The sequence below is a fragment of the Adhaeribacter sp. genome (assembly GCF_057359045.1).
In genome coordinates this window covers 1-15,332 of the sequence record NZ_JBMQUD010000080.1, presented here as the reverse complement: position 1 = coordinate 15,332, position 15,332 = coordinate 1, and the positions used below count along the sequence as shown (strand labels likewise).

Annotated in this window: 12 protein-coding genes and 2 pseudogenes; 9 read left to right on the top strand and 5 right to left on the bottom strand. The window is 43.2% G+C overall.

The features are described from left to right. A pseudogene (locus tag ACO1R6_RS12725) lies at nt 1-183 on the top strand (poly(3-hydroxybutyrate) depolymerase); the annotation flags it as partial. Between the two features lie 309 nt (nt 184-492). Here the strand turns inward: ACO1R6_RS12725 and ACO1R6_RS12720 are convergent. Beyond that, nucleotides 493-1,377 (bottom strand): PIG-L deacetylase family protein, encoded by an 885-nt coding sequence (locus tag ACO1R6_RS12720; protein ID WP_486265239.1) that lies wholly within the window; start codon nt 1,375-1,377, stop codon nt 493-495. A gap of 217 nt (nt 1,378-1,594) precedes the next feature. Next, nucleotides 1,595-2,029 (bottom strand): hypothetical protein, encoded by a 435-nt coding sequence (locus tag ACO1R6_RS12715; protein WP_486265238.1) that lies wholly within the window; start codon nt 2,027-2,029, stop codon nt 1,595-1,597. A gap of 420 nt (nt 2,030-2,449) precedes the next feature. Between ACO1R6_RS12715 and ACO1R6_RS12710 the strand changes: the two genes are divergently transcribed. Next, nucleotides 2,450-3,748, top strand: coding sequence for a DEAD/DEAH box helicase (locus ACO1R6_RS12710; RefSeq protein ID WP_486265237.1), 1,299 nt, complete (start codon nt 2,450-2,452; stop codon nt 3,746-3,748). A 621-nt stretch (nt 3,749-4,369) separates the two neighbouring features. Here ACO1R6_RS12710 and ACO1R6_RS12705 read toward each other — a convergent pair. Next, nucleotides 4,370-4,591 (bottom strand): hypothetical protein, encoded by a 222-nt coding sequence (locus ACO1R6_RS12705; protein ID WP_486265236.1) that lies wholly within the window; start codon nt 4,589-4,591, stop codon nt 4,370-4,372. A 516-nt stretch (nt 4,592-5,107) separates the two neighbouring features. Here ACO1R6_RS12705 and ACO1R6_RS12700 point away from each other — a divergent pair. Further along, nucleotides 5,108-6,088, top strand: a complete 981-nt coding sequence (locus tag ACO1R6_RS12700) for a GlxA family transcriptional regulator (RefSeq protein WP_486265235.1) — start codon at nt 5,108-5,110, stop codon at nt 6,086-6,088. Between the two features lie 154 nt (nt 6,089-6,242). On the opposite strand, the gene ACO1R6_RS12695 is transcribed toward ACO1R6_RS12700, so the two are convergent. Beyond that, on the bottom strand, nt 6,243-6,665 hold the full coding sequence (locus tag ACO1R6_RS12695) for an STAS/SEC14 domain-containing protein (protein WP_486265234.1): 423 nt from the start codon (nt 6,663-6,665) through the stop codon (nt 6,243-6,245). Between the two features lie 608 nt (nt 6,666-7,273). Here ACO1R6_RS12695 and ACO1R6_RS12690 point away from each other — a divergent pair. Beyond that, nucleotides 7,274-8,428, top strand: coding sequence for a zinc-dependent alcohol dehydrogenase (locus ACO1R6_RS12690; RefSeq protein ID WP_486265233.1), 1,155 nt, complete (start codon nt 7,274-7,276; stop codon nt 8,426-8,428). 11 nt (nt 8,429-8,439) lie between these two features. Continuing rightward, the gene (locus ACO1R6_RS12685; protein ID WP_486265232.1) at nt 8,440-8,940 is read left to right on the top strand and encodes a hypothetical protein; all 501 of its coding nucleotides are present in this window, start codon (nt 8,440-8,442) and stop codon (nt 8,938-8,940) included. A 155-nt stretch (nt 8,941-9,095) separates the two neighbouring features. Here the strand turns inward: ACO1R6_RS12685 and ACO1R6_RS12680 are convergent, their stop codons facing one another. Continuing rightward, a complete protein-coding gene (locus ACO1R6_RS12680) occupies nt 9,096-10,952 on the bottom strand; it encodes a glycoside hydrolase family 2 protein (protein ID WP_486265231.1) in 1,857 nt (618 codons plus the stop codon). 601 nt (nt 10,953-11,553) lie between these two features. On the opposite strand from ACO1R6_RS12680, the gene ACO1R6_RS12675 reads away from it, so the two are divergent. The 4 genes and pseudogenes from ACO1R6_RS12675 to ACO1R6_RS12660 all read left to right on the top strand — a co-directional run. Then, entirely contained in the window at nt 11,554-11,865 is a 312-nt protein-coding gene (locus tag ACO1R6_RS12675; RefSeq protein WP_486265230.1) for a hypothetical protein, read from the top strand. 236 nt (nt 11,866-12,101) lie between these two features. Next, nucleotides 12,102-12,296, top strand: coding sequence for a hypothetical protein (locus ACO1R6_RS12670; RefSeq protein ID WP_486265229.1), 195 nt, complete (start codon nt 12,102-12,104; stop codon nt 12,294-12,296). Nucleotides 12,297-12,997: 701 nt separating this feature from the next. After that, nucleotides 12,998-13,390 carry a hypothetical protein gene (locus ACO1R6_RS12665; protein ID WP_486265228.1) on the top strand — a complete coding sequence of 131 codons (393 nt, stop codon included), beginning with the start codon at nt 12,998-13,000 and terminating at the stop codon, nt 13,388-13,390. A gap of 112 nt (nt 13,391-13,502) precedes the next feature. Further along, nucleotides 13,503-15,332: pseudogene (locus ACO1R6_RS12660) on the top strand (hypothetical protein); the annotation flags it as partial.

Genomic DNA, 15,332 nt, shown 5'->3' with positions numbered 1-15,332 from the left:
CCAAAAGTAGAACAGTTGCCGGACTCCAACCCAAATAACAAACAAACCATTACCCAGTATACCTATAAACAAGGTAAAAAGCCGGAAATAGTCTTGCTAAAAGTAAATGGCGGAGAGCATGCTTTTCCCGAAGATGTAAATAGGTTTACCGAATCGTGGCAATTTTTTTACAAGACAAAATAATCTGAAATTATACCAGTGCCGGTTGTGCGTAGCGCTGGTGAACCGCTCTACGCACAACCGGAATACTATTTGCTCAAGTAGAATTAGAAAGCACCGCGTAGCGGGCATGGCATTGCCGGGTCAACACTTGTATAATGCCTGCAGCGTTAAATTGCTCTGGTATAATTTCTTAGAAGAGCCCTGTGCGTCCATCTGGGGTGATGAATTTCTGTTCTTAGATAAGGTATTAAAAATAGGCAATATGGCTATGGTATAAGGTGCGCCTGCTACTAAAATGTAACCTTTTAGATTGAGGTAAGCCGCATTCTATCAGGGTTTTGCCGGTAACATCGGGAATAGCCGGCGAATATCTGCTTCAGTGGGCTTTTTGCCATATTCGCATATTTCAAAAGCTTCTACCTGAGTTACTTTGGCTGCCCTTTCAGGGCCGTACCATTTTTCTAAAGTTTGTTTTATTTCGGGGGTGGGTTGGTTACGGATCTGCCAACGGTTTGCGAGCCATTTTTTGCGCTCTGCTGGGCCTGGGGGTACGGTGGTGTCGTGGTTGGTCCAGGGTAACCATTCGTATACCTGCGATACGTGGGCATCCAAGGCGTCGAGCTTTTTGTTAAATACCGGCGAAATATCTACGGCAATATCGGGTCGGAAAGGGTTTGGCCGCTGAAAATTATCGCGGGAATACAAAAATACCGGGTTGTTCTCGAGCGGTGGTATTGTTTTAAGAATATTAGGCACAATTACCAGGTAAGAGGCATCTTGCACCAGCACACCCGTGTAGCGGTGGTCAGGGTGGTAATCGTTGGGGCGGGGCGCAATTACGATATCGGCTTTCCATTCGCGTATGCGTTGGATTACAGCTAACCGGTTTTCTAAGCTGGGCAATAATTCACCATCGTGGTTTTGCAGCACTTCGTAGGTAATCCCAAGCCGACGAGCTACTTCCTGGGTTTCTTTTAAACGCCGTTGGGCCAGGGCAGGTCCATCCATTTGCTGGTGGCCTTTGTCGCCGTTGGTAAGCGAAACAAATTTTACCGCGTGGCCGGCCGCCGCATAAAGTGCCGCCAGACCGCCGGCTGCAATATCACAATCGTCGGGGTGGGCTCCAAAAACAATCACCCGTATTTTGTTTGTTTGCGCAGTAAGCGTTTGCGCCAGGGTAAAAAGCAGGAGAAAGCACAGGTAACGTTTTTTCATGTAAGCTGAGTTTGGGCACCTGATACACCTTACAAGTAGTGGCAGGCAATCTTTTGGTTTATACTTTGTATTGCGCAGTACACTATGCAAAGCAGGAACAACAGAGCGGATATTTCTATTTATAAGTTACACCAGTCGTAGTTCACCATCGGAGTAAATGTTTAGGTAATGGGCACAACTGATATGTATGTGAGGCAAGCAGAAGGATATTTACCCGTTAAGGCATGGTTTTAACTCTTTTCCACTTTTCATCTGTTTTAAAACCATTAAAGCCTCCAACTATCGCCATCATATCCGCATTATCAAATTTTAGGTCAAATGTGTTTTGTGATCCAATCATGGTTCGGGCTTCCTGATTCACATTCAATAATTTTTCGGTGTATTTGCCGTTGGCAAAGGTGTACGTTCCCAATATACTGGTTCTGGTAATATTCGTCTTGGGGTCTATGTCGATTACAACAAAATTAGTGGGGGTAATGATTTTATATCTTCTGAAATTATTTCTTTCCGGAGTAGCAGTAGTAACCTGATTATCTCTACTGTAAGTAGCCTGGGTAAGCTCCCAGGTTCCTATTATTTTACTCATGTTAGCAGACTGTGCTTGTGCTACAAAACAAGTAAGCACAATAATTATGGTTAAGAGATATTTCATAGGTAGTTTTAAGTGATGTCGGATGTAATGTAATTTTATTGTCAGATATTTCAAATTATTTACGTCTATTAAATATTTAGCATCAGTTAGATAAAAGGAACTATGTTTGGTGAAGCCCATAACCGGGAACCTTTGCAATACATAGCATAAGCACAGCTTTTTATGTATTTTTAAGAAGTCAATTGTAACCACCGGTTTTACATCTATTATTATCCACCAGCCTGGTGTTTTGAGAATAAGCTATTTTCTGTTACAGAACTTTTCACTAATTCTGCCGCCCATAATAAATCAGGAGAGATTTCTCTTTGATTCTCTGCTTGCTAATAATACCGCCCCAATTACAGACAAAATAGGTAAAATTAGGCTTTACCCAATTCCTTAATATTTCCCGTACCTTTACTGGGTAGCAAATTAAAAAATATGCTGGCACAGGCGCTTGAGAAACTAAATATTGCCGGATTAAATCCCATGCAGGAAGCGGCACTGGCCGCTGCGGCGCAGCAGGATATGGTATTGCTGGCCCCCACCGGATCGGGCAAAACGTTGGGCTTTTTATTACCGCTGCTGGCGCGGCTGCAACCCCAGATACCCGGTATACAGGCTTTGGTGCTGGTGCCGGCCCGCGAACTGGCGTTACAAATAGAGCAGGTATTCCGGCAAATGGGTACCGGTTATGGCATTAAATGCTTTTATGGTGGTCATGCAACTAATCCCGAAAAAAACAGTTTAGCCAATCCGCCGGCCCTGTTGGTAGGTACACCGGGCCGCCTGGCGTTTCATTTGCGTTCCGGCAATATTGATGCCGGCACCATTCATACGCTGGTGCTCGATGAATTTGATAAGTCGTTGGAGTTTGGCTTTGAAGCCGATATGGAATACATTATCCGCCAATTACCCAACGTGCAGCGCCGACTCTTAACCTCGGCTACGGCCATGGCCCATATACCAGCTTTTACAGGACTGCAAAACCCGGCTACAATTAACTTTCTGCAAGATATTACCAGTGCGCCTGATTTAAAAGTGAAAACTGTGCCGGTAACGGACGCTAATAAAGCCGACACTTTGTTCCGGTTGTTATGTAAGCTGGGCAACGCACCCACCTTGGTGTTTTGTAACCAACGCGATAGCGTAGAAGAACTTAGCCAGTATTTAACCCAAAAGCACTTGTCGCACGGTATTTTTCATGGCGGGCTGGAGCAACCCGACCGCGAACGCGCTTTATTTAAATTCCGGAACGGTACGTATCACCTGCTTTTGAGCACCGATTTAGCGGCTCGTGGTCTGGATATACCGGCTATTGAAAACGTAGTGCATTACGAACTCAGTACCCCTGATACCTACCTGCACCGCAATGGCCGTACGGCCCGCATGCAGGCCACAGGTACAGCTTATGTGCTGCTAAACCCCGGCGAGACACCAACCTACCTGCCGCCTAATTTGCCCACAGAAACCTTACCGACGCGCCCAACTTTGCCGCCGCCCAGTTCCTGGGAAACCTTGTACCTGAGCGTGGGTAAAAAAGATAAAATCAGTAAAGGCGATGTGGTAGGTTTTCTGCTGCAGAAAGGCCAACTACAAAAAGAGGAGCTAGGTTTAATTGACCTGCAGGCTTACGTAACTTTTGTGGCCGTAAACCGGGCTAAAGCCAGTTCATTATTACAGAAACTGCAAAACGAAAAACTGAAAAATCAAAAGATAAAGATTGGGCGGGCTAAGTAGTTACATAAATTAACTGTATACCCGGCTGGTATTTTAGATATTAAGTTACAGCAGCCCTGGCTGGCTGTTTTTACCCGCCAGCAAATAGGTTAGAGAAAATAATGTGCATTGATAACCACTCCACTGGCAGCTGAAAGGCTCTTCATTAAAGTAATAAACCAGTTCTATTTTAGTAAATATTGGTCTGCATAGGTCCGGAGAATGTGCGGCTATATTTCTCTTAATTCCAGACCTTATAGTACCCGGCATCTTACATTTATTTGCAGAGCGTAATCATTTAAATGCATCCGGGTTTACTGTTTTTTTTCGAAACTTTCCTTTTCTGGGCTTGTTTTAGAACATGACAGAAATTATTAAACTAACGATAACAACTGCCCTGCTGCTCATAGTTTTGAGCGGGACACAATACCACCGATGCGGAAATCAAAAAGTTTACATTTAACAAAGAGCCGCACGGAACCTGGTACATTCAATTGTTCGATTATCTAATTAATAAATGGTTAATAATCATGTTCTTAAAAAAAATAACTTATAAAGCGTAAAATTTTAAGAAAAGTTTGGTCTGGTTAGCTGCGGTGGTTGGTTGCTAAGTAGCCTAAAGAGAATTTAGGCTCGTGCGGACTAATCTTCGGGCAGTACTTCGGCTTCGAAGCCATACGTATTTAATAATTTAATTAACGGCGAAGGCGGAATGTAACCGTCGGCATTTTGTACCCGCAGAATTTTGTCGCAATCTTCCAGATCGAAATTAGCTTGATAGCTATTAAATTTTTGGTGGATCTGGGCCAGCAGCATATTGGCCTGGCCCGGTTCGGCAACGTTGGTTCTAAAAACTTCTACCATATTCTTTAATCAAATAAACCTGTATTGTAAAATACCTAAAATTCGGCTGAAGCATCCTGGGTAATTATTTACTTACCAGTAAAAATATCTGGTTTGGGCGCTGTTCTTTGCTAGTACCGGTTAAGGCATATCAGCCGGTGCACTTATCTTAATATTTTTCTGGCTAGTTTGTATTTCAGTATGCGTGTTCTGGCTGCCATAAAGGCTGCTTTTACTTACCTAATGATACAAACATACCGTTAAAAATGAGAAACATAGGGGTGTATTTACGCCAATATAAGGGGTTGATTGCGACAAGGTTTTGTATTAGCTTTGGCCGCAGGCAAAGATTAACCAAGTCAGGCAAAATATTAAATAGTAGTACGTTATACAAGAATAATATGCGGTGAACAGCACGGGGAAACGGCTTAGTTAAAGACGCGCATTAATACAAGGTTTACCGGTAAAACAGGTTGGGTAATCTAGGCGGAGAGACTTAAATATTGATAGGATATATATTAAAAAATACGCACCATCATGAAACACATTTCTATTCTGGTTCCTACGGGGGCCATTCTGGGCAGCATAGAAGGCCCCCGCCAGGTTTTTACCGAGGTAAACAAATTATTAAAAAGCATGGGCAAGCCCGCGCTATTTAAAGTGCAATTAGTAGGCCGCACCAAAGAAGTGCCGGCTGCTGGTGGCATTTACACCGTTTACACCGATGCCGTGTTGCAGGATATTGCCAAAACCAACCTGATAATTATTCCGGCTCTGGACGGCGACATGCCCAAAACGTTGGAAAATAACCAGGAATTTATTCCCTGGATTAATCAGCAATACAAAGCTGGTGCCGAGGTGGGGAGCCTGTGCGTAGGCGCTTTTATGCTGGCGCAAACTGGTTTAATTAACGGCCGTAAATGCGCTACACACTGGATGGCTGCCAATGATTTTCGGAAAATGTTTCCGGAAGTGCAATTGGTAGAAGACAAAATTATAACCGACGAACAAGGTATTTATTCCAGTGGCGGTGCCTTCTCTTATCTGAATTTAATTTTATACCTCATCGAAAAATATGTAGGCCGCGATGTAGCGGTATTTATGTCTAAAGCCTTCCAGATAGATATTGAGCGCCGGAGCCAGTCGCCGTTTGTAATATTTAACGGCCAGAAAAACCACGAAGACGAGGTTATTAAAAAAGCGCAGGAAATTATAGAAAACAGCATTCAGGAAAAATTAACCGTTGATCAGTTGGCCGATACCTTAGCCCTAAGTCGCCGGAACCTGGAACGCCGGTTTAAAAAAGCGACCGCTAACACTGTGGTTGAATATATGCAGCGGGTAAAAATAGAAGCCGCTAAAATGAGCCTCGAAACTTCGCGCGAAAACGTGAACGAAGTCATGTACAATGTAGGTTATTCTGACCCGAAAGCTTTCCGGGATACTTTTAAACGCATTACCGGGTTATCGCCGGTGCAATACCGTAGTAAATACAACCACGAAATGATTCTGAATTAAAAGATAAATATTAGCCCAGCTAGTTAAAACTAATTATTAACTAGCTGGGCTAATAATAAATAAATATTTAGAGCAAGGTTAAAGTTTAGATTAATAAATAATCTAATTAATTATTTATTTATTGGCCGGTAAATTAGGTTAGCGTTTTTAGAAATTACCGGATGCTTTTTATCAGAGAAAATTGTTTTAACCAATCTTCGGCTTTTAGTTTATCGTCAAATACTTTGACTTGAAAAGATTTTAAGCGGTTGTAAAAATTAGCCGCTGTAGATTCCGCAAAAGATTCGGGGGTGGTAATCATGGCAAAATGCTTTAACCCGGCCCGGGCAGCGCGTGGCCCCCAGTCGTTTAATACCCAATCCAGAGAATGGTCCCAGCTTCCTATTACCAGGCGTGTATCATTTAATACACAATTGTAGCCGGCCTCTGCCAGGGCATTGGTATAAGCAAGAGCTCCGGTTTTTATATTATCCTCGGTCAGGTAGCCCATCCAGTTTACATGTACCCATTTATTATGGTCGTCTATATCAATGGTTAAGTAAACCCGGCCAAAAGGATTTGTAAGCTCTTTCGTCATTGTATAATTTATAGATTAAATAAGATTATAATTTTAAATTATTATTAAAGTAAATAATAGTACTTACCGGAGCAAACAGTACAAATCTAAAAATAATTCGTGGTATTATTTAAATAAATTAAATATTTTGAAAAGCTTCTTTTTAAGCATGCTCCGGTAGGATTTAATAGATATAAGCACCTCTAAGCCATTAGCCAAACGCTGCATCTTTTTCGGCTGCAACCTGCCCTTGGCCCAGCCGGCCTAAGGGCAGGTTTGTGTATAAGTTTAATTATATAGGTAATAAAAAAAACTCCCTGGATTTTATCAGGTGTACTTAAAATAAAATGTCTGTTAAAAGTTAATAAATATTTACCTGCTGCTGCTACAAGGGCTTTTTAAGCAATTTTTTGCGACTGGGTGCGGCTCTTACTGCTATATAAATGAGGTGATTAAAGGTAGCCAAAGAACAGGCGTTGTATAGGGCAAATCAGGTAGAGCCTGCAACTTTAATTAAGTAATTAAGTAATCTAGAGGAATGTTCCGGAATAGAAAAAATTATAAATCCGGTTAAAAAGCAAAATAATAGGTTAAATATTTTTTCACCTTAAAAAGAAAGGAAGATTTTTATGTTAGCAATGGATTACCGGGGGCCAAAGCGGATCAGGCTGGCACAAAAGCCCATGCCGGAAATAAAACATCCGCAGGATGCGATTGTCCGGGTAACGCGCTCTTGTATTTGCGGCTCTGACCTGCATTTATACAATGGCAATGTGCCGGATACCCGCGTGGGCACAACTTTTGGGCATGAGTTTATTGGGGTAGTAGAAGATATAGGTTCGGAAGTAACTAAAGTTAAAGTAGGAGACCAGGTATTGGTGCCTTTTAATATTGCTTGCGGCCAGTGTGCTTTTTGTAAGCAAGGCTTGTTTGGCAATTGCCACGAATCTAACCCCGAAGCTACGGCGGTTGGTGGTATTTTTGGCTACTCGCATACAGCAGGTGGTTACCACGGCGGTCAGGCCGAATACGTGCGGGTACCTTATGCCAACGTAGGGCCAACGGTAATTCCGGAAGGCATGGACCCCGATGATGCGGTGTTGCTTACCGACGTGGTGCCCACGGGGTACCAGGCCGCCGAAATGGGTGGTATCCAGCCCGGCGATACCGTAGTAATCTTTGGCGCTGGCCCTATAGGTATTATGGCGGCTAAATGTTCCTGGCTTTTTGGAGCCGGGCGGGTTATTGTAATCGACCAGTTAGACTACCGCCTGGAGTTTGTACGCAATTACGCACAATGCGAAGCTTACAATTTTAAAGAAATGGAAGACCCGGTATTGTTTGTGAAAAAAACAACCGACTGGATGGGAGCCGATGTGGTAATTGATGCCGTAGGGGCCGAAGCCGCTGGTAATGCAATGCAAACCATTACCGGACGTAAATTGCTGCTGCAAGCCGGCTCGGCTACTGCTGTACATTGGGCCATTAACTCCGTTAAAAAAGGCGGTACCGTATCTATTGTAGGCGTTTATGGACCTACCGATAACCTGATTCCGATTGGCAATGTGCTAAACAAAGGTCTTACCATTCGGGCTAACCAGGCTTCGGTAAAACGCCTGTTGCCCCGCTTAATTGAGCACGTGCAAAACGGTACCCTAAATCCCAAAGGTATTATTACCCACCGGATACCTTTAGAAGAAGTATCGGATGCTTACCGCATGTTCTCGGCCAAACTGGATAATTGCATCAAACCGGTTCTTATTCCTCCATCAGCCAGAATGTAAAAGAAATAATTATGGAAAATTTAGCTAAAGATTACTCGCATATAAAAGGTTGGGGCGTAGATGCGGATCCAAACAACAATCCAACGTATCCGATGAAGCACCGCACCAACGAAGAACACAAAGGTTATAGCTGGCCCCGGCCAACCCAACAACCTATTGATGTAGAAGTGCTGCACTCGAACGAACGCCCAAACGTAACCGCTGTTTTTGGTACGGCGGCGCCACCAACCGGGCTTAGCGGCATGATTCGGCGTTTTGCTTTCCGGTACAGCGAAAACAGTTATTTGCACTGGTTGCCCTTACTCATGGCCGACCGGGTAAATGTAGTAGAAGGCGTGCTGGACGATTTAAGCCATGGCCACGTACCTAATATTTTTGCTGAGAAAGGCTATAAAGCCGAGTGGAAACACAACCGTGCCGGGCTGCTTACTAAATTAGCTGTAGGTGCTGCCGTAGTAGCCGGGGTGGTAATTTTGCTGAGCGCAAATAACAATGACAATGACGACGATTAACTAAATAAGGAAAATCTGCTCTTTGGTATAATTAACCAGAGCACAGCATTTTCATGTTTTTCGTCTATAATAATTGTATAAACTAACTAAAATAAAATACCCGGCTCTGATTAAACGGAGCCGGGTATTTTATTTCAGGCGTAGCTGTAAATTATTTATTTTACATTCACCAGCGTAGGGTTATATAGCTTTTCGTGCACTTGTTTTAAACTGGTAACCGGTATTTTAATATTTTTGCGGTCGTAAGTCATCAGACCGTTGGTTTCAATTTCTACGTCGGTGGTTTGGGTGTAAACGGCCGCCGATAACCCATCCCGGATCATGCCTTCGAGGCTATCCATAAACGAACGGTACCGCTGAAATAATTCGTCGTTATTTTTAAAAGTTTGATACCCCCAATTGTTTTTATCCTGCCAGGTATGGCCTTCAACGGGTAAGCCTAAACCGCCAAATTCGCCCAATACCACTATTTGCTTGCTGCCATACAGGCTAGGTAGCGGCATAGCTGGTTCGGGATAATTGTGTAAATCAATAATATGTCCTACCGGGTGAAAGTTACCGCCGCTGGCGCTGTTTACCAGTCGCGAGGGGTCGTATTGCATGGTCCAGTTGGTAATTTCTTCGGTTTTAAACTGCCCCCAGGCTTCATTAAAAGGTACCCACACTACTACCGACGGGAAATTATGCGTGGCATCCATAATGGCTTTCCACTCGGTCCGGAATATTTTCTCCGACGCTGGGGTGCGGTCTTTGTCGGTGGCGCGGCCTGCAATACCGGGGCGGGAATCCCAGCGGTTACCCAAATCGCCGCTAGGCATATCTTGCCACACCAGCATGCCCAGTTTATCGCAATGGTAGTACCAGCGGGCGGGCTCCACTTTTACGTGCTTCCGAATCATGTTAAAACCCATGTCTTTTGTTTTCTGGATATCAAACAGCAACGCTTCGTCGGTAGGAGCAGTGTATAAACCATCGGGCCACCAGCCTTGGTCCAGCGGGCCGTACTGGAATACAAACTTGTTGTTCAGGAGCATACGCTGAATGCCTTTGGCATCCGGGGCCATACTAATTTTGCGCATAGCAAAGTAGCTTTTTACCTCATCTACCACTTTGCCGTTACGTACCACTGCTACCCGCAAATCGTACAAAAATGGTTTTTCCGGAGACCAAAGCTGCGGATTGTTTACCGGCAGAACGGCTTCGGCGTTGGCTGCTACTTCTTTTTCCGATACTTTGGTTTTGCCGTTCCAGGCCGAAATACGGAGCCGGTCGCTGGCTTGCGAATTTTGTACCTGGGCAGTTACTTTCAGGCTTTGGGCGTCTAGATCGGGGGTTTGTTTTGTGCTTAGAATGTACGTTTTAGGAACGGCTTCGAGCCACACGGTTTGCCAGATGCCCGTTACCGGTGTATACCAAATGCCTTTGGGTTCTTTTACCTGTTTGCCCCGGGGCTGCGGACCGTCGTCGGAGGGATCCCAGACCCGTACGGTAATTTCCTGCTGTCCGCCGCTTTTAAGCAAACCCGTAATATCAAAAGAAAACGGGTCGTAACCGCCCTCGTGGGTACCGGCTTTGCGGCCATTTACAAAAACATCGCAGCGCCAGTCTACAGCCCCAAAGTGCAGCAACACATTCTGATTCCGGAATTTAGCCGGTAAATTTATGCTTTTGCGGTACCACAGCACATTGTCTTTGCCCACCATTTTACCTACGCCCGACAAAGCCGATTCGATGGGATAGGGCACCAGAATCTGGCCGCTAAAAGTAGTTGGCGCATTTTCTTGCTGGTTATTGGGCTGCAAAGCATAGTCCCAGAGGCCGTTCAGGTTAATCCAGTTTTCCCGAACCATCTGGGGGCGGGGGTACTCGGGCAAGGGTTTGGCCGGATTTACTTTTTCGGCCCACGGTGAAGTTATTTTACCGGATACTAATTTCCAGTTAGTGTTCTGCGCCTGGATAAAACCAGTTTGTAGCCATAAACCAAGCAGTAAAAAAATATATGCTTTTTTCATAGGGGTGGAAAATAAATTTATAATCGAGGGATATTTTTTGCGGCAAAAGGTAAGGTAATATTTTTTATTTTAAAAACACGGTACCAATAGGCTACCGTTTTAAGTTACAGGATTTAATAAATATTAACAAGGCCATGTTTTATAAAATAGAGGCCAAAAATTAAATTATAACCAACAGATAGGGTAGAGCTTAGCGTAAACATGGGCAAGGGCAAAATTTAAATATGCTGGTTGCCTACGGCTGTTGAGGCGGGGTGGCTATAAATCTGTTTTCTCAACTGGCCAAAGATTAAAAAAACAGCTTGGCTTAAGCTAAAAATTAATGCAGTTAAACCAGGTTTTATTGGGTTGATTAAAATTTATATACAGAACATGCCTGAATAAAAGCAAGCAAAAATATTAATAGTGCAATTAGGTACTTGTTTCGGGTAAATATTATTCAAACGGATATTTATGTATTTAATACGTCTTTAATGGGTAAAGCTGTTACGGTAAATACGTAAATATTACAGTAAACACTTAATTATCAGTTAAATAATATATGTTTCGGAATTTTATATTAATTTAATTGTTCAAATAGAAAGATGTAATTAACCAATAAGTGCAAAATGCCAGTTTTAGGGCATTGCTTAAAGCATTTATTTTAGACAGCTTGGGCCACGCAGTTTTAAGAATACCGGAAGTTCTAATGCTCTATAATGTAAATGAAAATTTAAATGTTATGGTTGAGGAAAAAATAACAAAGCCATTTATCTTAACCAAGGTCGATAATCTCGAGAATTTTAATATCCGGGAATGTATTGCCTTTATGCGCCACCTGCAAAGTCTCGAAGCAGCCGCTTTAAAATCTGCTGAAAACACAGTGTATATTCAGAAACTAGAAAAACGATTTAAACAACTTATGGTAGCATAGTTGTTAAGCGTAATGGAGTTAGAATGTGCTTTTAAACAACCTGACTCCATTACTTAACTTGTTTATATTAAATTTATTGGATATTCTTTCTTGCTGATTTAACCAGGGCCAGACTTACCACTAAACCATTTGCTGCCGGTATTAAAATCTACCTTTAACCTGCCATTGAGCCCAAGTTTTACCGGAACCGCTTAGCTTGCTAAATTTAGTTTAAACCTCATTTCGCTTTTTAAATTATGAAATCAACTGCTAAATCCTCTGCCAACTTACCACCCCTTAACACTTTTGAGCAATCTGATTTGAGCGAGTGCCTCGAATATTTACGGTATTTGCAAAGCCTGGACTTAAAGAGAAACAACGAAAAGAACGAAAAAATTAAAACATACATTTATAAAATAGAGCAGCGCATTACTACTTTGGTTATGGGCTAATCAGCTTTTTGCTAATTTAAATATTCCTGCTAATTTACTCCGGGTGCCGGCGTTACATATATTTTAATAAAAATTGATATTCCCTTCCAATTACCTACGCATGTAATAGTGGGTACTAACCCATTTGGTGCTTCAATTTTACTTTTCTGTTTAAAAATATTCCTGGTCTACTTCTTCGTGGTTCTATTTTTAGAGATAGCTCTACTTCTGATAAACGAAAAACTATACCCAACAGAACATTTCTAATTACTTAATGTAGCCCAGCGCTATTGCACAGCCAAGTATTTTTTGGAATGCCACTTTCCATAAGAGAGAACTGAAGAAAATAATAATCATTCCTGAACCATTCTTTCTAGTTAGCCACAATGTCCTCTGTTTCAATATTGAACCCTTTTAGGCATTAAGCACCGTTAAAGCCCAGCAATCAAATGTTGCCTTGATATAGCCAAGCCTACAACTAAAACTTTGTTTAAAATAGAGCTTGGCTAAATATGTACGGGTTTAACTTAACACTGATGTAATTTATATTAATTTATTTATATAAATTTTAACTTTAAATACTTAAGAGACAATAGTTAAATTTCGGTGGTGAAAATATATAAATGCTTGCTTTTAAAGCTTGTATGTAAATTTAATTTATAATTATATTTGTGTTTAGGATTAATATATAAAAGAAACACCATGCTTAAAATTTAATATTTATGAAGAAAATAATTCTACTCCTTATTTTATTTTTGCCCCTTACTTTATCGGCCCAGGACTTGCTGGGCAAAAAGAAAAAGTATATTTCGTCGGTAAAGCAAAGCGCTACGCTGCTCATAGATATGCCCGATATGACTATCTGGAGCAACAAAGCCGAAGCCGGTTCGCTTTATTTGATTTGTTATTTCCGCGACGAGAAATGCGAAAAGACTGCCAGCATTTATCCGAACGAGAAATTAAAACACTGGGAAAAAATTTTAAACACCAATTGTGCCCGGGTAAAAGGTGAGGAATACGCGTGGCTAGACCAAAAACGCCAACTTATGTTCCGGCTGGTGCCTTGCGAGAACGAGACTTTTGCCTTGGAAAGTACGAAAGCAAACGTTCAATAGCATTCAAACGTAGTGTAATCGGGAATAGCGGCCACCGCGGCAAAAATATAGTTTTACCCGATTTCTGGCTTACTACCCGCTACGTAAATGAACTATTTGAAACGTTAAAAACATGCACCTCCGCCTACTTAATTATGTAACGATAATTACATTTTTATCTTTATTTACCCCAGTTTTCAGTTTTGGCCAAGTGCCGGCTGCGCCCGTAGGCCAACCTACTTACTCTTTGTTTTTAGTCGGGAATACCGGTGCTGCCAGTTCGCCGGCGGTGGCACCGGTACTCCGGCAACAATTGCCCGATGCTGGGAAAAACAGCAGTGTCGTTTTTATTGGTAATCCGTTTTATCCGCAAAAGCTGGCCGGCCTGAATAACCCCGAGCGGGCGCCGGTCGAAAATGCGCTTAAAGAACAACTAGCGCCATTGAACGGTTACGAAGGCCAGACTTACATTATTCCGGGCAGCTACGGCCGTAAAAAGAGCGAAGATAAATATTACCGGAATCAGGAAAAATTTATTTCGGACGTATTGCAAAACGATAAAGTTTTTGTGCCGGAGGGTGGTTGTCCGGGCCCGATGGAAATGCACATAAACGAAGACTTGCTCCTGCTGGTGTTGGATACCAAACGCCTGTTGCCGGGCAACGAAATAACCGATGAATTTAGCACTTGTCCGGCAACGCGGCCCTCGCAGGTAATTGCTTTGCTGGATGATATTTTGCGCAACTACGCTGAAAAGCAGGTAGTGGTGGCGGCCCATGTTCCCGCCGATATAAAAGCGCTGGAATACCGGTATTTGCGCCGGGCTTTTGCCCAGTTTTTTAAACAGCATCCCGGCCTTATTTACATCGAGAGTAATGGTACGGCCTTGCGCCATAGCATCAATGATAGCATTCATTATGTTTCGGTGGGTACTATGGCTACCAAAATTAAACCCGATGCCAAAGACCAGGTACTTTTTACCATGAATAATCCGGGTTTGGCTAAAGTTAATTTTTATGAAAACGGCGAGGCCTGGCTCGAGCTTTGGACCACCGGTAAGGCAAATAACCAAAATGGGCCGGCCGGGCAAGTGGCTTACCGGGCCTTGTTAATGCGCAAGCCCACCCAGGCCATGTTGGCGCAAAGTTTAAAAGGCAAAACTTTTGATTTTTCGGATAGTACGGTTACCGTTACGGCCAGCACTGATTATCGGGGTGGTAAATTCCGGAAGTGGCTGATGGGTAAAAACTACCGGCCCGAATGGGAGCAAAAAGTAACGCTGCCGGTTTTTGATATTGGTAAAATGCACGGGGGCTTAAAAGTGGTGCAGCAGGGAGGGGGCTTCCAGACCCGTTCTTTGCGTTTGGCCGATGCCAACGGCCGGGAATATGTTTTACGCAGCGTCGAAAAATATCCGGCGGCTACCTTGCCCCGGGCTTTGCGCCGCACCATTGCCGCCGATGTGGTAAAAGACCAGATTTCGGCTTCGCACCCGTACGCGCCCATTATTTTGCCAGCTTTATCAGAGGCAGCCGAAATTTACCATACCAATCCCCAATATTTTTACATTCCCGACGACCCGCGTTTTGGTAAATACCGCACCGGATTTGCAAACACGCTGGGGTTATTTGAAGAACGACCCGACGAAGATCAATCAGATGCACCTTATTTTGGTAATTCTGAGAACGTAAGCGGCACCGATAAAATATTGGAAAAACTGCAGGAAGATAACGACAACGAAGTAGACCAGAAAGCCGTGGTGAGGGCCCGGCTGTTTGATTTCTTTATCGGCGATTGGGACCGCCACGACGACCAATGGCGTTGGGCCCGTTTTGATAAGCAGAACGAAAAAGGCGAGATATTTAAACCTATTCCGCGCGACCGCGATATGGCATTTTTTGTGAACCAGGGCGTGGTACCCAATATTGCCAGCCGCAAGTGGTTAATGCCTAAAATTCAGGGT